Source organism: Micropruina sp., assembly GCF_027492755.1.
In the GTDB taxonomy this organism is placed as follows: Bacteria; Actinomycetota; Actinomycetes; order Propionibacteriales; family Propionibacteriaceae; genus Micropruina.
Genome location: NZ_JAPUED010000174.1, coordinates 30,200 through 46,700 on the forward strand (window position 1 = coordinate 30,200; position 16,501 = coordinate 46,700).

Sequence of the window (16,501 nt, forward strand, 5' to 3'; positions counted from 1 at the left end):
TTCCGGAACGAGCGTAGGTTGACCGCATGACCGTGCAGATCCACCCGGCGACCGCCGCCCGGTTCGACGACGCGGCGACGATCCTGGCCCCGAAGCGGCCCGGCGCTCAGGGCTGCTGGTGCCTCAGCTACCGGCTGCCGCCGGCGGAGAACGACGCGCTGCGTCAACCGCACCGAGGCGAGGCACTCCGCGAACTGTGCGGACGCCGCGGGCGGGCGCCGGGCGTCCTCGCCTACGACGGCGACGAGGTGGTCGGCTGGGCCGCGATCGCACCGCGTAGCGAACTGAACGGTCTGGGCGACAAGCACTTTCCTCGCGATGAGGACGATCCGTGGGCATTGACCTGCTTTCGCGTCCGCGCCGGTCACGGACGCCGTGGCGTCGCCCGGGCACTGCTGGCCGGGGCCGTCGACTACGCCGCTTCGCGCGACGCAACCGCGGTCATCGGCTACCCGATCGATGCGGACGGTGCGAAGATCGACCGCACCCAGGCATCCGCGGGGCTACTCAAATGGTTCACCGATGCCGGTTTCGCGGTCGTCGGCGATACCGGCTACAAGGTCAACGGCCGGCCACGAGTGATCGTCCGCAAGGAACTCTGAGCCGATCCGCTCACATTCCCCGGATCCGGAAGGTCACCTCAACCACGTGGTTCACCGCGATCTTCTCGGCGTCACGAACCGCCGCCTTGACCGGCAGCAGGTACCCGCCGTCCCGCGGAAACAAGGAGGTGGTCCAGCTGGTTCGCCCGGTGGTCGCCTCGACCGGGATCACACCCCAGCCGTAGCTGACCGCCCGTGCGACCACGCCGATCTGCTCGGCCACCCAGTCCGGCAGCGCGATGAAGTAGTACGGCGCCGGTCCGCGCCACTCGATCACCGTTCCGGAGAAGTCGAACTCGACCACGCGCAGAGTCTGCCACCCGGACCGGGTAGCCCCCACCGCTGGTTGAGCTTGTCGAAACCTGAGCTGTCGAGAGACCGTGCCTACCTGGGTCTCGTCAAGCCCGACCAACGGCCGGCCGCTCACAAACGAAGCACTGCTCGTTCACGTCATCCCGGGCTCCGACCCGAGATCTCAACCCGGGATCTCAGGCGGGGAGAGATCCCGGATCAAGTCCGGGATGACCAGGGCGGGGCTTTGATCAGCGCATCCCTAACCGGTGGTGCGACCGATCGTCCAGTAGCCCATCGCGTGGCCCTCCCGCTTGCCGGCACCGGTGGCCGTCCGCAGCAGCTCCTTGATCGCCCGGGTCTGGGCGGTATCCACACAGACCCAACCGAACCAGCCGTGCACGCCGGACAGCTCCGCACTGAGCCGCATGGTGAGCTCCTCGTGCGGTACCCAACTCGCCCGCAGGCCGGGGTGTGAAGCGAGCGGAAGTTCCTCGTCGCCAGGATGCTGACTCCCTAGCCAGAGCTGGATCTGGAGGTCGTCGGGCAGGGTCGGGACAATGCTGTTCACCGCGGGCAGCGAGGCCGGGTCAGCGACCATGACGAAGCCGGGCGGCATCGGGTCGGGCCGGATGTAGTCGTCACGGGTCAGCACCGACACCTGGACGACGTCGCCGGGCTGCGCAGTGCGGGCCAGGTCCATGGCGTAGCCGGTGGAGTGCATCGCGAACTCGATGTCGAAGGTGCCGGCCGCGGCGTCCGGGTCGACCAGGGTGAAAGCTCGTTGATAGAGCCGATCAGGTCCGGGACACCAGAGCCGGATCCACATGCTCGGGTAGGGCGGATGAGCGGCCAACAACTCGGGTGCGGCGAACGACAGCCGGCGATAGTACGGACCGATGTCGCGGGCGCCGGTCACCGTGATCGTGTAGTCGCGGGACCGGAAGGCCCGCATGATGACTCCTTGGACGCCCTTGCCCAGCGTCGCGGTCTCAACCATTGCACTCCTTAGATTAGGTTTGCCTAACCTAAGTTAGCTGATTTCAGCACCGCCTTGCCGGCTGCTCACAGCAAGGACACCGTCCACCACGTCGCGGACCAGCCGTCGGGCCATCGCGTCGCGCGCCTCCCGCGGCGCTCCCCGCAGTGGGCCCTGGGTGGCCAGCGAGGCGAAGCCGTGCACGCTCGACCAGCACTGGATCGCCGCCGGCTCCACACCTTCCGCCGGCAGCGCCCCGACCGCGGCCAGGCCGACGAGCGCGTCGGTGAGCAGCTGGAACGGCGTCCTGCCGCTATCGCCCGCACCGTCGGCCAGTTCGGCATGTTCCATACCGAGCAGGCCGTAGAGACCGATCCGGAAGACCCGGGGTTGATCGAGGGCGAAGGCCAGGTACCCGTCACCGACCGCTTCGAGCATCGCGCGGGCTCGCCCTACCGGATCGGCGATCTCCACCCGGGCCTGGTGCTCCTCGATGGCCCGAGCCAGTCCGCGGATCGACCACAGCCCGATGGCGACCCGAAGTTCCTCCAGGCCGGCGAAGTGGCGGTAGGCGGCAGCAGGACTGACCCCGGCACGCCGGGTGACCGCGCGCAGCGTGACGGCATCCGGCCCCTGGTCGACAGCCAGGTGGTAGCCGGCCTCCACCAACGCGGCCCGCAGATTGCCGTGGTGGTACCGCCCTGTGGGGGTTGCCTCCGCCATTCCCACCGCCTACGGTTTCCAGAACCGGATGTTTACATCGTTTACTTTAGACCTGGGAGCGCAGCTGTGAGGGAACCGGACGAAAATGTCGGTGGCGGCAGACAGGCTGCGTCCATGACCTCGGACGCCGCGGAACGCGACCTGCTGCTGGGCCGGCTGCGCGGTCAGCGCCGGCACATTCTCGACCAGCTCGACGGCCTGAACGACGAACAGTTGCGCATGGCGACGCTGCCGTCGGGCTGGAGCATTCTCGGACTGGTGCGGCACCTGACGCTGTCCGACGAGCGGTACTGGTTCGAAGCGGTGATGGGCGGAGCACCGCTCGACTTCTGGCCCGAGGGCGACAACGCCGATTGGCGGGTCGCGGCGGACGAGTCCGCCGAGCGGGTGATCGCCGACTACCGGGCCGCTGCGGCCGCGTCCGACGCACTGATCGAGTCCCTTCCGTTGAACACCCCGCCGAAGAATCCCGAGGACTGGTGGTCCGCCGCCGGCCTTGCCTTCCCCGACCTGCGCACCGTGATCGTGCACGTGCTGATCGAGACCGCCACCCATGCCGGCCACCTGGACGCCGCCCGTGAGCTGATCGACGGCCGGCAGTACATCGTCTTGTGAATCACTCAACCGATAGGAGCACACCATGGCCATCACATTGAGCCCGTACCTGAACTTCGCCGGCAACGGCCGCGAGGCGATGACCTACTACCACGGCATCTTCGGCGGCGAACTGCAGCTGTTCGGCTACGCCGACTTCGGCATGAAGGACATGCCCGACGACGGCCTGATGCACGGCAATCTGCAGGTCGACGAGGGGTTGAGCATCTCGGCGTCCGATGCGATGCCCGGCGCCGAGCAGACCTGGGGCGGCACCCGCGTCTACTGCTCGTTCTTCGGCGACGATCTCGCAACCATGCAGGGTTGGTTCGAGGCACTGGCCGCCGACGGCAGCGTAGGCATGCCGCTAGAGAAGCAGCTGTGGGGCGACATCTACGGCCTGGTCAAGGACAAGTACGGCATCGAGTGGATGTTCAACGTGTCCGCGCCCGGAGGCTGGTCGCAGCAGGACTGAGCCTTCCTCGCTGGGCGAGACCTGGGACCCGGATTTCGACAGGCTCGATCCCCGCAGGTCGGGTTTGTCGAGACCCGTCCCAGCACACAGCCAAGCTCACTCCGCGGTGTTGACCACTCGGGCGTCTTCGTCGGCCGCCGGCCAGTCGAAGCCATCCACGTAGAGCCGCAGTCGCGACTCGGTCATCCGGACGGCGTTGGCGTGCTCTTCGTCGTTGCGCCGTTTGACCCGCTGCCAAAGCACCTCGAAAGGTGCGGTGAAGACCAGCAGTTCGCAGTCGACGCCGGTGGAGGCACACAACTCGCGCCACTCGTCGCGCACCGAGCGATCGGCCAGGGAGAGGTCGACCACGACGTCCGAGCCCGCCTCCACTGCGTGAGCCAAGTCGTCCCGCAGGCCGGCATACAGCGCGTCGAGGCGTTCCTGCGGGGGCTCGTCCTGTCGCCAGCCGTCGTCCCACACCGCCTCGTCCATGGAAAGCCGGACGGCACCGCGCCGTTCCAGCTTTCGCGCATAGGTGGTCTTGCCCGCTCCGGCGGGCCCGCACAGCAGGGTGACCATCGGCATGCCTGCCAGCATGCCAGCCGTCCGCCTGCTGACAAGGGACCGAAGCGGCTTGTCACCCGTCGGGGTGGGGAGTGACTGCCGGGCCAATGGATCATCCGTGTAGCACTGATTCAGTGCTACACGGATTCAATGGCGAACCTGACCATCACCGTGGAACCCGTTCGCCTGAGGAAGCGCTGATCAAGAGCCTTCGTCATCATCCCTGACTTGAGCCGGGATCTCTCCCGACCTGAGATCCCGGGTCGGAGCCCGGGATGACGATCGAGTCCGTGATGACGAGGAAGAGGCTTTGATCAGCACGTCCCCACCGCCGTCCTCGTCAGCAGGAAACAAGGATCCGGATCGGGCCGGGACTACCATGCCCGATCCGGATCCTTATTCGCCGCCACCGGCGGCACACCTCACAGCGCCGCTCGCATCCGTTCCGCTGCCTCGGCGAATGCGGCTCGCACGGCGTCGTCGCCGATCACCCGGTAGGGCACCGGCAGGTCGGACAACCAACTCGGCACGTACTCCGCCCGTTCGGCGCCGGCACGCAACTCGGTGGTGTGCTTGTCGATCGCACTCAACGCCGTGCGATAGGGACCGAACCACTCACTGACCGTCTCCAGCGGCGCCTCGATGTGCACCAGCACGGCGAAGGGATAGCTGTCGACCGGCATCCGGCGCAGCCGCTCCACCGGATCGGGCTGCTCCGGACGTGGCCGGAAGCCGAGCGTGGACGCGGCCACCTCGCTCATCCGGTCGAGCCGGAACAGCCGCCAGTCGTCCCTGTCCAGGTCGAAGGCCGACAGGTACCAACCCCGCTCGGCGGCCACCAACCGGTAGGGCTCGACACGACGCTGTTCCAGCACATCGGCCGATCGGGTGGGTGGGTAGCTGAAGCGCAGCCGGGTCCGGGCGCGGATGGCGGCGGCGATCCGGGTGAGCAGTTCGGCGGGCACGGTGGCCGTGGTTCGCCCGGTGTGGCTGACGAAGCTGCGGAGGTCGCGCAGCCGCTCCCGCAGCGGCCCGGGCAATGCGGCGTCCAGCTTGACCAGGGCGCCGACCGCCGACTCGGCGTCCGGCCCGGAGGTCAACGCCGCCGCCCGCTGCAATGCGACACCGACCGCGACCGCCTCGTCCTCGGTGAACAGCAGCGGCGGCACCGCCCGGCCCCGGGCCAACCGGTAGCCGCCCGCCGCACCGCGGTCCGCGTCGATCGCGTAGCCCAGTTGGCGCAGCCGGTCGACGTCGCGACGCACGGTGCGGGTGGTCACACCCAGGTCGCGGGCGAGTTCGGGCGCCGTCCAGCCGGGCCGGGCCTGCAGCAGGCCCAACACCCGCAGGGCACGTTCGGTGGTGTCGGTGGACATGAATCCAGAATCCCATGAGTAAGCGGACGAATACTGTCCTATTCAACGGAAACACTAGGGATGTCAACGAAGGAACACCTCACAAGGAGCACTCAGATGGCATTCCTCACTCCGAACGCCCACGGCGAGGCCGGCGTGGTCAGCAGCTTCGTCCGCAATCAGCTGGCGCAGGTCCGCAGCGCCGTCCACGGCCTGAGCGACGAGCAGTGGCACCGGCGCTCGACGATCAGTGAGTTCACCCTCGCCGCCCTGCTCGACCATGTCGGGCTGGTCGCCGAGCAGTACGGCGTCGGCATCGAGGCCGCGGCGGGCGGCCCGGCCGACTACGGCAAGGGCGTCACCGAGGGCGACAGCGAATCGGTCGAGGGCCACACCGGCGAGCAACTGCTGGCCGACTTCGATCGCCGGGTGGCCGGCTTCGCGTCGCTGCTGGAGAGGATCGAGTCGGGCTCGATCCCGCTGGACGGCCTGGTGCCGGTGCCCGAGGCGCCGTGGTTCCCCGAGAACCTGACCCATTGGGAAGTGCGCTGGGTGCTGCTGCATATCGCGACCGAGGTGGCCCGGCATGCCGGCCATGCCGACATCATTCGCGAGAGCATCGACGGCAAGGGTTCCTACGAGCTGAACGCGCTGGCCGACGGCGAGCCGTGGCCGGCCTGGGGCGACGGCGAGTGGTGACGGTCATTCGTCGTCGGGCAGGGTGATGTCGTCCGGGGTCTTGTCCGGACGCCATCCGCGCCACACCGGCATGCGGAGGCGTCCGGCCTGGGTCCAGACCCCGTAGCTCACCTCGCCGACCAGCACCGGCTCCACCCAGTGCGCGGTCTTGCGCTCGAGTGCCGGGACGTCGTCGACCGGGGTGGCGGGTGTCTCGATCTCGGCGAGCACCACGGCGGTGTCCTGCAGGTCCTTGTCGCTGAAGCCGGACCCGACCCGGCCGACGTAGGTCAACCCGTCGCGGCCCGGCACCGCCATCAGCAGCGCGCCGAAGGTCCGGGCGCGAGCGTTCTCGCCGGGTAGCCAGCCGATGATGACCACTTCCTGGGTGAGGATGTGCTTGATCTTCACCCAGGTGTGGGCGCGGCGTCCGGGCTGGTAGACACTGTCGGCGCGCTTGGCGACGACGCCTTCGAGGCCGAGTTCGGCGGTGATCGCCAGGGCTTCCTCGGCATCGGTACCCAGCTGGGTGCTGAGCTGGATGCGCGTGCTGCCGCCGTCGAGCAGACCCTCCAGCAGCAGCCGGCGCTCGGTGTACGGACGGCGCAGCAGCGACTGCCCGTCGAGGTGCAACAGGTCGAACGCCAGATAATGCGCCTCGCCGCGATGTTCGGCGCGGTTCTGCAACCGTTCGAAACTCGATCGGCCGGCCTCGTCGAGCAGCACCACCTCGCCGTCGACCACCGCATCGTGTCCAGCGAGCAGTCTGCCCAGTTCGGCGAGCTCCGGGAACTCGCCGGTTAGGTCGAGGCCGCGCCGGCTGGTGAAGCTGACCCGGCCACTGGACGCCGCCGCCACCGCGCGGTAGCCGTCCCATTTCACCTCGAAGACCCAGCCGTCGTCGCGGACGTCGGACGGCGCTCCGGCGATGGCGAGCATCGGCGCAATCGCCGGCAGCTCACTGGCGCCTCCGCTGGTCGAGTTTGTCGAGACCCCACCCACACCGTTGGTCGAGCTTGTCGGGGCGCCTTCGCCACCGCCGGTCGAGCTTGTCGAGACCCCACCTTCTCCCGCTTCCCCGGGCTCAACCACCGCCGCACTCTCCCCCGCCGGCGCCATCAGATGAATCAGCCAGTTCTTCTCCTCGCCGCCCATCCGGGTGTGCAGCAGCGCGAACCGTCGCGGTACCCCACCCAGGCCGCCGTCGGGGCGTCCGGTGAGGGTGGCGATGACTTCCTTGCCGTCGCGCCACTTCTCCAGTTCGAAGGTGCCGGCGTCCCAGATCCGGACGTGGCCGCCGCCGTACTCGCCGCGCGGAATGTCGCCTTCGAAGCTGCCGTACTCCAGCGGATGGTCCTCGGTCTGCACCGCCAGATGATTGACCGCCGGGTCGGTCGGCGGACCCTTCGGAACCGCCCAGGACACCAGCACCCCGTCGTGTTCCAGCCGGAAGTCGTAGTGCAGCCGGCGGGCGTGATGCTCCTGGATGACGAAGGAGTTGCCGGCATCGCGGGGCTGCGGGGGCGCCTCCGGTACCGGCTCGGGCGTCCGGTTGGCGTCGCGCATCGAGCGATAGGTGGTCAAGCGGTCGGCAGAGGTCGCCTCGGTTGAGCGTGACGACTCCTCGCTTGTCGAGCTTGTCGAAACCCGGTCGGGAGGGGTCTCGCCAAGCTCGACCGACGGGTGATTCCGGGTCCCGCTGGTTGAGCTTGGCGACACCCGCTCGGCCGCCGAGGGAGCCGAGGGAGCATCCAGCACCGCCATCGGGTCACCGAGGCTCTGGATCCGCTCCAGCACCTCCGGAAACTCCAACTGCCGAAGTCCGGCGGTCAACTCGTCCCAGGTCCGTGGGGTCGCCACCGTCGGGCGCGCTCGGCCGCGCAGCGAGTAGGGCGCGATGGTGGTCTTCGCCGAGCTGTTCTGGCTCCAGTCCAGCAGCACCTTGCCCGTGCGGAGCGCCTTCTTCATGTCGCTGACCACGAGGTTCGGATGCATCGCCTCGAGCGAGCGAGCGAGTTCCCGGGCCCAGTCGGACGCCTCGTGCGACGACATCGAGCCGTCCAGGGCGGCATACAGATGGATGCCCTTGCTCCCGCTGGTCACCGGCACCGACGGAAAGCCGACCCCGTCCAGCACTTCGTGGAGCAGATGCGCGACCTCGACGCAGTGCTCAATACCGGCACCCTCACCGGGGTCGAGGTCGATCACCAGCCGGTTGGGTGGCTGGGCTCGGTCGTCACGGACCGTCCACTGCGGCACATGGAGTTCGAGGGCAGCCAGCTGGGCCAGCCAGACCAGGGTCGCCGCGTCGTCGATCAGCGGGTAGAGATTGTCCCCCTCGCTGTGCTCGATGACGAAGGTGTGCACCCAGTCGGGTGTCGATCTGGCGTCCATGTTCTTGTGGAAGAACGGCTTCTGCGGGTGCTGCGGCGTGCCGACGCCGTTGGGCCACCGCTTCCGGGTCGCCGGACGTCGCCGCGCATGCGGCAGGAACACCGGCGCGACCGCCTGGTAGTAGGCGATCACCTCACCCTTGGTGGTCCCGGTTTCCGGGTACAGCACCTTGTCGAGGTTGGTCACCTTGATCAGGCGCCCCTCCACCTCGACCTGCTGCACCGGCTGAGCCATCCGGCCAGTCTTCCAGCATCCAGCCTGGCAGCCGCTACCCCCACCCGGCTGCTTCCGCACCGCGGCCGCCACCGCTCGCCGAACTATTCAGGGCTCGCTGAACTCGGCGAGCGGCAAGTAGTTCGGGGAGCGGTGGGGTGCGTGGCAGGGTGAGCGTGTGGGCGCACTGCGAGTCGTCCGGACGTTGGAGCCCCGTGGACCGGCCGGTGCCCCTGATGCTGACCGGCGACGAGGTGGCCGGACTGGGCGGCGGGAACTGGGCCGCGCTGCTGCCCGAAGGCAAGCGCCGTTCCTGAGTACATGTAAGACTCGCCGCATGCCGCACGCCGAGGGTCCCACCGCAACGGGGTCCGGGTGGGCGCTCCTGCCGGCCACCGTGCTGGGCCTTGCCGCGGTGCTGCTGCTCGTCCTTCGCGATCCCCTGCTCGGCACCGCCGCGCTGGTGCTCGGCCTCCTCGGAGCCTGGTGGAGTGATGCCACCAACCGTTCGGACGGCCTGCTGCCCGACCTGACCGCGGTGGCGTCCGGCATCGCCATCCTCAGCCTGTCCGACCTGGCCGCCGACCTGTCCGATGCCGGAATGGTCCGGTTCACGCTGGTGCTGTCCGGAGCGCTGCTGGTGCCCTACGTGCTGGTTCGCTGGGTCTTCCGCCGCGACCCGATCGTCTTCCCGTGGGGCGGCTGGCGCTGGAACCGGGCCCAGTGGAGCTACCTGATCGTGGTGATCGTGGCGGGCTACCTGATCCTGCCCTGGTACTTCCTGAGCACCGGCGTCTACCGCAACTGGCCGGCCGTGCACGCGCCCGCCGAGGTCGCCCGGTTGTTCGTGGGGGTGAACGCGGTCGGCATCTGGGACGAGCTGTTCTTCATCTGCACGGTCTTCGCCCTCTACCGACGACATTTCCCGTTGTGGCAGGCCAACCTGCTGCAGGCGATGGTCTTCGTGTCGTTCCTGTGGGAGCTGGGCTATCAGGCCTGGGGGCCGTTGCTGACCATTCCGTTCGCCCTGGTCCAGGGGGCGATCTTTCAGCTCACCAAGAACCTTGCCTATGTGATCACCGTGCATCTGTTGTTCGATCTGGTGGTGTTCCTGGTGCTCATTCACGGGCACAATCCGTCCTGGCCGACCATCTTCCTGATCTGAGAGGCACCTCGTGAGTTCCACCGCAGCAATGCCGACCCGTCACGACGCCGGCAGCGTCCACGGCAGCACCGTCGAACGCGTCCGGCTCGAATCCGGTGACATCGCCGTTGACCTGTTGACCGTCGGCGCCGCCGTCCACCGGGTGATCGTCGACGGCCGGGACGTCGTCCTGGCCCACCCGGACGCCGTCGGCTACGCCGATTCGATGTTCGGCCTCGGGCTGACCATCGGGCGCTTCGCCAACCGGATCGGCGGCGGTCGATTCACCCTGGACGGCACCGAGTACCGGCTCGCCACCAACGAGAACGGCAACACGCTGCACGGCGGCCCGGACGGCTTCGCCCGCCGGCTGTGGGGCGTCAGCGACGTGGCCCCGGGCAGTGTTGAGTTCGCCCTGACCAGCCCGGACGGCGACCAGGGCTTTCCCGGCGAGGTGTCGGTCCGCGTCCGCTACACGCTGAGCGACGACGAGTTGCGCATGGAGTATGCGGTCACCAGCACTGCCCCGACACCGATCAACCTGACCAATCACGCCTACCTGAACCCGGCCGGCGAAGCCTCCGGTTCGGCCGACGACCTGCTGGTGACCGTGCACTCCCAGCAGCTCCTGGAAGTCGACGACACCCTGGTGCCGACCGGACGGCTACTCACCGCCGATCTGCGCGAGCCGCGACGAATCGCCGACGTGGCACCGTTGGACACCTGTTTCGTGGTGGACGGCGAGCCCGGCACGCTGCGCCCGCATGCGACGCTGGCGGCGTCCGACCTGGCCATCGACGTGTTCAGCGACCAGCCCGGCGTCCAGGTGTTCACCGCCGACGGCATGGCCGGCGTTCCCGGGCTGACTGGTGAGTACGGCCCGCGGGCCGGGGTCGCGCTCGAGACCCAGAACTTCCCGGACGCGCCGAACCACCCGGAGTTCCCCGATTCGATCCTGCGCCCCGGGCGGGTGCACACCACCACCACGGTCTGGCGCTTCCGCGTGACGAGGGGCTGAGCGCGGAATCCGCAGCTCAGCCCCTCGTGCCTGGGGAGGGTCTTCTACCCCATGGCGCTGACCGCAGCGCCGACGATGCCCGACTGGTTCAACAGTTGCGCCGGGACGATCGGCGCCTGCAGCTCCAGCCTCGGCAGGAACTTGTCCGCCTTCTTACTGATCCCGCCGCCGACGATGATCAGGTCGGGTGACAGCAGGGCCTCGACGTGGCTGAAGTACCGCTGCAGCCGCGTCGACCATTCGCCGTACGACAACCCCTCATTGGTCTTCACCGAGGACGCCGCCCGCTTCTCCGCGTCATAGCCGTCGATCTCGAGGTGGCCGAACTCGGTGTTGGGCACCAGCCGTCCGTCGACGAACAACGCAGTGCCGATACCGGTGCCGAGCGTGGCGATCAGCACCACACCGGCGACACCGCGCCCCGCGCCGAACCTCATCTCCGCGATCCCAGCGGCGTCGGCGTCGTTCAGCACCGTGACCGGATGCCCCAGCCGTCCGCTGAGTTCGGCAGCCAGATCGGTGCCGATCCAGCTGTGGTCGACGTTGGCCGCAGAGCCGACCACGCCGTGCCGGACGATGCCCGGGAAAGTGCAGCCCAGCGGACCGTCCCACCCGGCCTGCTCGACCACCGCGACGACGGTGTCGAGCACGGCCGGCACGGTCGCCGGCTGCGGGGTCGGAATCCGCACCCGCTCACCAGCCAGCACACCCTGTGCCAGGTCGACCGGTGCACCTTTGATGCCGGTGCCGCCGATGTCGATGCCGAATCCGGTACCCACTTCTCCTCCTATCCCGTCCGACGGCATCAGTGGCCACCGGGGACGAAGCCGCCGTCGTCCATGTCTTCGAGCGCGACGCCCTTGGTCTCTTTGACGAACCTGAGCACGAACAGCAGCGACAACAGCGCGAAGGCCGCATACAAGCCGTAGGCCAGGCCGAGCGAGACGTCCTTCAAGGTCGGGAAGGTCACGGTCACGATCCAGTTCGCCACCCACTGCGCAAATCCGGCCACCGACAACGCCGCACCGCGGTACATGTTCGGGAACATCTCACCGAGCATGATCCACATCACCGGACCCCACGACATGCCGAACGCGATCACGAACACGTTCGCGGCCGCCAACGCCACCGGACCCATCGCACCCAGCTGCGGCACGCCGTTGACCACCGGCGCGGTACCGAAGATGAAGGCCATGGCGCCGAGCGCCACCGTCATTCCGATCGAACCGATGATCAACAGCGGACGCCGACCGGCCCGGTCGACCGCGGCGATCGCGATCAGCGTGGTGACGATGTTGGTCACCGAGGTGAGCACGGTGATCACGAACGAGCTCGACTCGGTGAACCCGACCGCCTCCCACAAGACGTTGGAGTAGTAGAAGATCACGTTGATGCCGACGAACTGCTGGAAGACGGCCAAGCCGATACCGACCCAGACGATCGGATACCAACCACCCTTGGGTGATTTCAGGTCGGCCATCGACGGCTTGTGCGAGCTGCTCAGCGAAGCCTGGATCTTCTGCACGGTCTCGCCGGCGCCCACACCCAGCACCTTGGCCAAGATCTTCTGCGCCGCCTCGGGGTTGCCCTGGGCCACCAGGAACCGTGGCGATTCAGGGATGGTCAGCGACAAACCGCCGTAGGCGATGGCCGGGATGAACATCATGATGAACATCCACCGCCAGGCCTCGAGGCCCATCCACAACATGCCCGAGGAGCCGCCCGCGGCTTCGGCCAGCAGGTAGTCGACCAGCAGCGACACGAAGATGCCCGACACGATCGCCAACTGCTGCAGCGAACCCAGCCGGCCACGAATGTGCGGCGGTGAGATCTCCGCGATGTAGGCCGGGGCGATCACCGAAGCGATACCCACCGCGACGCCACCGACGATCCGGAAGATCACGAACAGCGTCAGGCTGTTCGACAGGCCACAGCCGATCGCCGAGATGAAGAACAGCACGGCCGCGATCTGCATCACCCTCAGCCGGCCGATTCGATCAGCGATCCGACCGCCGGTGAATGCACCTGCCGCAGCACCGATCAGGGCCGCTGCCACCGCGAACCCGAGCGGCCCGGGCGCCACCTCGAAGTGCTTCTCGATGGCGCTGACGGCACCGTTGATCACCGCCGAGTCATAACCGAAGAGTAGGCCGCCCAATGCAGCCACCGAAGCGATCCGGACTACCCCGGAACCCTTCGGTGTCGTCGCAGAGCTTGCTTGTTCCGTCATTGCGCCACTCTCCTCGAGGGCACATCAAGCTGAAACATCTCGACACCTCCATGTGTTCGGAACTTGAACGTCGCACGGCCACGCAGGGGCCAAGCGCGACGCTTGATGAGAGGAAGTTTCCACCAGCCCCACAAGATGGTCAAGAGTTGAACTAAAAGTTACGCGTCAACAAACTCGGCGTTCATGCGTTGCATTCGATCCTCCGTCAGCGCCACCTTCGCCGCGCCCAGGACCTCGGAACGTTTGCCCAGCTCGGAGAGGACGATCTCCACCCGCTCCGCGGCACTCGGGATGGCGTACTGGCTGACCATCTGCCTGATCGGCTCCAGCAGCACCTCACCCGCGCTGCTCAACTCGCCCCCGATGATCACCCGTTGCGGATTGATCAGGTTCACCAGATTGGTCACCGCGACGCCGATGTGCCGTCCGGTCTGCGCCAGCACCCGCCGGCACAGCGGGTCACCCGCCGCGACCCGCTTGAGCACCTCGTCGAAGCTGTCCAACCGTCCCAGTTGCGGCTCCAGCAGGGTCAGCACGGCCGGGGTGGACACCACCGTCTCCAGGCAGCCCCGGTTGCCGCAGCGACACAGCGCCCCGGTCTCGGCGCGCTGCAACGTGTGCCCCAACTCACCGGCGATGCCACTGACCCCGGCGTACAAGGTGTCATTCAGGATGAGTCCGGCGCCCAGCCCTTCCGACACCCAGATGTAGGCGAAGTGACTCACGCCGCGTCCCGCGCCCAGGCGCGCCTCACCGACGGCACCGACATTGGTGTCGTTGTGCACGCTGACCGGAAACCCCAAGACGTCCTGCGCCAGGATGGCGGGCTCGATCCCGCCCCAGCGCGGCAGGATCTCCGTCGAACCCAGCCGTCCCGAACTGATGTCCACCGGGGCCGGCAGGGCGAGCGCCCCGCGGTGCACCTCGGCGCGTGACCTGCCGGCCGCCGTGAGCATCCGATCGAGCAGGGCACTCAGTTCGACCATCGATTCCGTGGCGGGCAGTTCGTCGGAGATCCGCATCCGGACGTCAGCGAGGATCTCGCCGTCCAAGCCGGCGACCGCGGCCGCCAGGTGCCGGCGTCCGTGATCGAGTCCGACCACCAGTCCCGGCGGCGTGGACAGCCGGATCAGCTGGCTGCTCCGGCCAGCCCCCCGGCGCTCGAAGACGACATCACCGGCGTCGGCGAGTTCGCGTACCAGCGCGGACACGGTGGACGCGGCCAGCCCAGTCGCTCGGGCCAGGTCGGCCTGGGAAAGCACCTCGCCGTCCGCGAGCGCGGCGAGCACCCGCCTCCGGTTCGCCTGCCGCAACGAGCGGGGCGAGCCAGGTCCGGAACGTGGCGTCTCCTGCACGCGAGGGATGTTACGCCACCGGCGAGGTTCGCGAGGCGTCATCAAGCGGCCAGGAACATCGCCAGCACTGCCGTGTCGGCGTCTTCCCTCGGGTCGAAGCCGGCCCGGCTGACCATTCGGGCGATGTTGCCGCGCCGGTCGGCCTCCACCCAGGCGGCGCGATGCTCCAGGCCCAGATGCGGAATGCCCGGCAACAGCACACAGCCGGCGGCCACCTCGTCCTGCTCGGGTAGCGATGGCCGGATCTCGTGCGGCGGATGGAGCACGAGCAGACCCGGCGGCTGATGCTCGGCGAACTGACCGGGCGCCACGGCACGCTCACCCAGCACCGGACCCTCGGCGAGAACCAGCCCGACCGCACCGGGCACCGGCGCCTCCGGCAGTTCCTCGCGGACCCGGAAGACGGTGCTGGTCTCCAGCAGTCCCGGCACCCCGGCCATCTGGACGGCGAGCAACAGGAAGCGGGCCCATTCCACCGTGTTCGCCGGCCACCGCCCGGAGACCAGGAATCCGCTGAGCAGGCCATGCGCCTGCATGGGTGACACCTCGACCGAGACGTTGTCGTTCTCCAGCATGTCAACCTCCTGTTCGCGCACCGTTTCCCCTCAGGGGTTCCGCAGGTAGGGCCGCCGATGTCGGCTGGCCGCCGCCCCAGCACACACCTGAGCACCTTCTCCTCGGTCGTCGTGGCTCCGCCACGACTCCCTCGTCGGCGGCACTCATGCACGCACTGGAACGACGCCCAACTCGACAGCCCCTACCTGCGGAACCCCTAATGGCGCCATGGTGGAACACAGTCGCGCTGGCAGACAAGACCCCTTGAGTGCCAACTCGGCCGGCGTCCACCTGACCCACCAAGCAACCTGCTACTGAGGTCAGGAGTGACCGTCGGTGCCGGTTGATACCGGGTGTGAGCCGAGACGCTCCGGCATCCACCGTAGAATTTCTTGTCGTTTGGCGGTCGAGCTGCTGGAACGCCGTTGAATCTGCGCTTCATGGACAGATGCTGGCGGTTTCGCCGTCCATCATGTGAGAATCGCCTATGACCACCGTCACCCAAGTTCCTGTGTCGGAACTCACCCGGCACCCGGCGTGGCTGCGGATCAAGACCGCCGCCACCGACCTCCAGCCTCTGCAGGCGGCCAACGGATCCATTGAGGACGCCGCCCACCACGAGCGAGCGCGCGCCCTTGTCAGCGAGCTGATCGAGGGCATTGCCGCACTCGCTCCTCAGTTCTCCCACGACGCCGCGTACCTGGAGGCCGTCCAGGACGACTTCCGGCGCTGGGCCGACAGCGGCTTCGGCGAGCCCGACTTCTATGACTCACTGATCCAGTTCCAGCCGCAGCAGCATCGCGTCGACGGGCTCGCCCACCTGGTGGTGTTCCCGATGTACACCCAGAACGGCTCCCGCAACCGTTTGGTCGAGGCCGTCCTGGTCCAGGTGATCTGGCCCGACTTCGTCGCCGAACTGGAGACCGGCGACTACGGCAACAAGCTGTTCGTACCGATCCGCTTCCTCGATTTCACCGCCGGCTACGACACCAACTCGGCGGTGTTGTTCCCCGAGACCGTGGCGATGCGGCAGATTCCGACCTTCACCTGGGGTGCGATCTTCGCCGACCGCGAGGCTGCCCGGTTCCGCCGGGTGGTGCGCGCCGCGGTGGAAGTCACCAAGCTCGACCTGCCTGCCGAAGCCGCCGAACTGCTCGATGATCAGCACCTCACCGAAGAAACCTTCGTGATGTGGGATCTGATCCACGACCGCACCCACATGCGGGGCGACCTGCCGTTCGACCCGTTCATGATCAAGCAGCGGATGCCGTTCTTCCTCTACTCGCTGGAGGAGCTGCGCTGCGACCTGACCGCCTTCCGCGAGTCGGTCGCCATCGACCGCCGGATCG

Annotated in this window: 17 protein-coding genes; 7 read left to right on the forward strand and 10 right to left on the reverse strand. The window is 68.0% G+C overall.

What is annotated here, in order from left to right; translation table 11 throughout:
• Nucleotides 1-26 precede the first annotated feature (26 nt).
• Nucleotides 27-602 carry a GNAT family N-acetyltransferase gene (locus tag Q0066_RS12075; protein ID WP_298133214.1) on the forward strand — a complete coding sequence of 192 codons (576 nt, stop codon included), beginning with the start codon at nt 27-29 and terminating at the stop codon, nt 600-602.
• A gap of 10 nt (nt 603-612) precedes the next feature.
• On the opposite strand, the gene Q0066_RS12080 is transcribed toward Q0066_RS12075, so the two are convergent.
• From Q0066_RS12080 to Q0066_RS12090, 3 genes are all read right to left on the reverse strand, one after another.
• Nucleotides 613-906, reverse strand: a complete 294-nt coding sequence (locus tag Q0066_RS12080; RefSeq protein WP_298133216.1) for a DUF1905 domain-containing protein — start codon at nt 904-906, stop codon at nt 613-615.
• 249 nt (nt 907-1,155) lie between these two features.
• A complete protein-coding gene (locus tag Q0066_RS12085; protein ID WP_298133217.1) occupies nt 1,156-1,893 on the reverse strand; it encodes a siderophore-interacting protein in 738 nt (245 codons plus the stop codon).
• A 33-nt stretch (nt 1,894-1,926) separates the two neighbouring features.
• On the reverse strand, nt 1,927-2,595 hold the full coding sequence (locus tag Q0066_RS12090; protein WP_298133219.1) for a TetR/AcrR family transcriptional regulator: 669 nt from the start codon (nt 2,593-2,595) through the stop codon (nt 1,927-1,929).
• A 114-nt stretch (nt 2,596-2,709) separates the two neighbouring features.
• Here Q0066_RS12090 and Q0066_RS12095 point away from each other — a divergent pair, with 114 nt between their 5' ends.
• On the forward strand, nt 2,710-3,210 hold the full coding sequence (locus Q0066_RS12095; RefSeq protein ID WP_298133221.1) for a DUF664 domain-containing protein: 501 nt from the start codon (nt 2,710-2,712) through the stop codon (nt 3,208-3,210).
• A gap of 25 nt (nt 3,211-3,235) precedes the next feature.
• On the forward strand, nt 3,236-3,664 hold the full coding sequence (locus Q0066_RS12100) for a VOC family protein (protein ID WP_298133223.1): 429 nt from the start codon (nt 3,236-3,238) through the stop codon (nt 3,662-3,664).
• A gap of 96 nt (nt 3,665-3,760) precedes the next feature.
• Here the strand turns inward: Q0066_RS12100 and Q0066_RS12105 are convergent, their stop codons facing one another.
• Both Q0066_RS12105 and Q0066_RS12110 read right to left on the reverse strand, forming a co-directional pair.
• Nucleotides 3,761-4,231, reverse strand: a complete 471-nt coding sequence (locus Q0066_RS12105; protein WP_298133225.1) for an ATP-binding protein — start codon at nt 4,229-4,231, stop codon at nt 3,761-3,763.
• A 401-nt stretch (nt 4,232-4,632) separates the two neighbouring features.
• A complete protein-coding gene (locus tag Q0066_RS12110; protein WP_298133226.1) occupies nt 4,633-5,586 on the reverse strand; it encodes a YafY family protein in 954 nt (317 codons plus the stop codon).
• A 96-nt stretch (nt 5,587-5,682) separates the two neighbouring features.
• On the opposite strand from Q0066_RS12110, the gene Q0066_RS12115 reads away from it, so the two are divergent.
• Entirely contained in the window at nt 5,683-6,264 is a 582-nt protein-coding gene (locus tag Q0066_RS12115; RefSeq protein ID WP_298133228.1) for a DUF664 domain-containing protein, read from the forward strand.
• Nucleotides 6,265-6,267: 3 nt separating this feature from the next.
• On the opposite strand, the gene Q0066_RS12120 is transcribed toward Q0066_RS12115, so the two are convergent.
• Nucleotides 6,268-8,871: an ATP-dependent DNA ligase gene (locus Q0066_RS12120; protein WP_298133230.1), complete on the reverse strand. Its 2,604-nt coding sequence runs from the start codon at nt 8,869-8,871 to the stop codon at nt 6,268-6,270.
• Nucleotides 8,872-9,187: 316 nt separating this feature from the next.
• On the opposite strand from Q0066_RS12120, the gene Q0066_RS12125 reads away from it, so the two are divergent.
• Together Q0066_RS12125 and Q0066_RS12130 are read left to right on the forward strand one after the other, a co-directional pair.
• Nucleotides 9,188-10,015 carry a CPBP family glutamic-type intramembrane protease gene (locus Q0066_RS12125; RefSeq protein ID WP_298133231.1) on the forward strand — a complete coding sequence of 276 codons (828 nt, stop codon included), beginning with the start codon at nt 9,188-9,190 and terminating at the stop codon, nt 10,013-10,015.
• A 10-nt stretch (nt 10,016-10,025) separates the two neighbouring features.
• Nucleotides 10,026-11,012 carry an aldose epimerase family protein gene (locus tag Q0066_RS12130; RefSeq protein WP_298133233.1) on the forward strand — a complete coding sequence of 329 codons (987 nt, stop codon included), beginning with the start codon at nt 10,026-10,028 and terminating at the stop codon, nt 11,010-11,012.
• A 44-nt stretch (nt 11,013-11,056) separates the two neighbouring features.
• Here the strand turns inward: Q0066_RS12130 and ppgK are convergent, their stop codons facing one another.
• From ppgK to Q0066_RS12150, 4 genes are all read right to left on the reverse strand, one after another.
• Nucleotides 11,057-11,791, reverse strand: a complete 735-nt coding sequence (gene ppgK, locus Q0066_RS12135) for a polyphosphate--glucose phosphotransferase (protein ID WP_298133235.1) — start codon at nt 11,789-11,791, stop codon at nt 11,057-11,059.
• Between the two features lie 26 nt (nt 11,792-11,817).
• The gene (locus Q0066_RS12140; protein WP_298133237.1) at nt 11,818-13,242 is read right to left on the reverse strand and encodes a sugar porter family MFS transporter; all 1,425 of its coding nucleotides are present in this window, start codon (nt 13,240-13,242) and stop codon (nt 11,818-11,820) included.
• A 158-nt stretch (nt 13,243-13,400) separates the two neighbouring features.
• A complete protein-coding gene (locus Q0066_RS12145) occupies nt 13,401-14,597 on the reverse strand; it encodes an ROK family transcriptional regulator (protein WP_298133239.1) in 1,197 nt (398 codons plus the stop codon).
• Nucleotides 14,598-14,638: 41 nt separating this feature from the next.
• A complete protein-coding gene (locus Q0066_RS12150) occupies nt 14,639-15,172 on the reverse strand; it encodes a peptidase (protein WP_298133241.1) in 534 nt (177 codons plus the stop codon).
• A gap of 467 nt (nt 15,173-15,639) precedes the next feature.
• Here Q0066_RS12150 and Q0066_RS12155 point away from each other — a divergent pair.
• A partial coding sequence (locus Q0066_RS12155) for a DUF6421 family protein (protein WP_298133243.1) occupies nt 15,640-16,501 on the forward strand: 862 nt, incomplete at its 3' end.

Bases quoted from the DNA above. Each gene is read 5' to 3' on its own strand.
- Q0066_RS12150 (WP_298133241.1), bottom strand. From the start codon at position 15,172: ATGCTGGAGAACGACAACGTCTCGGTCGAGGTGTCACCCATGCAGGCG.
- Q0066_RS12115 (WP_298133228.1), top strand. From the start codon at position 5,683: ATGGCATTCCTCACTCCGAACGCCCACGGCGAGGCCGGCGTGGTCAGC.
- Q0066_RS12090 (WP_298133219.1), bottom strand. From the start codon at position 2,595: ATGGCGGAGGCAACCCCCACAGGGCGGTACCACCACGGCAATCTGCGG.
- Q0066_RS12085 (WP_298133217.1), bottom strand. From the start codon at position 1,893: ATGGTTGAGACCGCGACGCTGGGCAAGGGCGTCCAAGGAGTCATCATG.
- Q0066_RS12110 (WP_298133226.1), bottom strand. From the start codon at position 5,586: ATGTCCACCGACACCACCGAACGTGCCCTGCGGGTGTTGGGCCTGCTG.
- Q0066_RS12100 (WP_298133223.1), top strand. From the start codon at position 3,236: ATGGCCATCACATTGAGCCCGTACCTGAACTTCGCCGGCAACGGCCGC.
- Q0066_RS12075 (WP_298133214.1), top strand. From the start codon at position 27: ATGACCGTGCAGATCCACCCGGCGACCGCCGCCCGGTTCGACGACGCG.
- Q0066_RS12105 (WP_298133225.1), bottom strand. From the start codon at position 4,231: ATGCCGATGGTCACCCTGCTGTGCGGGCCCGCCGGAGCGGGCAAGACC.
- Q0066_RS12125 (WP_298133231.1), top strand. From the start codon at position 9,188: ATGCCGCACGCCGAGGGTCCCACCGCAACGGGGTCCGGGTGGGCGCTC.
- Q0066_RS12095 (WP_298133221.1), top strand. From the start codon at position 2,710: ATGACCTCGGACGCCGCGGAACGCGACCTGCTGCTGGGCCGGCTGCGC.
- Q0066_RS12120 (WP_298133230.1), bottom strand. From the start codon at position 8,871: ATGGCTCAGCCGGTGCAGCAGGTCGAGGTGGAGGGGCGCCTGATCAAG.
- Q0066_RS12140 (WP_298133237.1), bottom strand. From the start codon at position 13,242: ATGACGGAACAAGCAAGCTCTGCGACGACACCGAAGGGTTCCGGGGTA.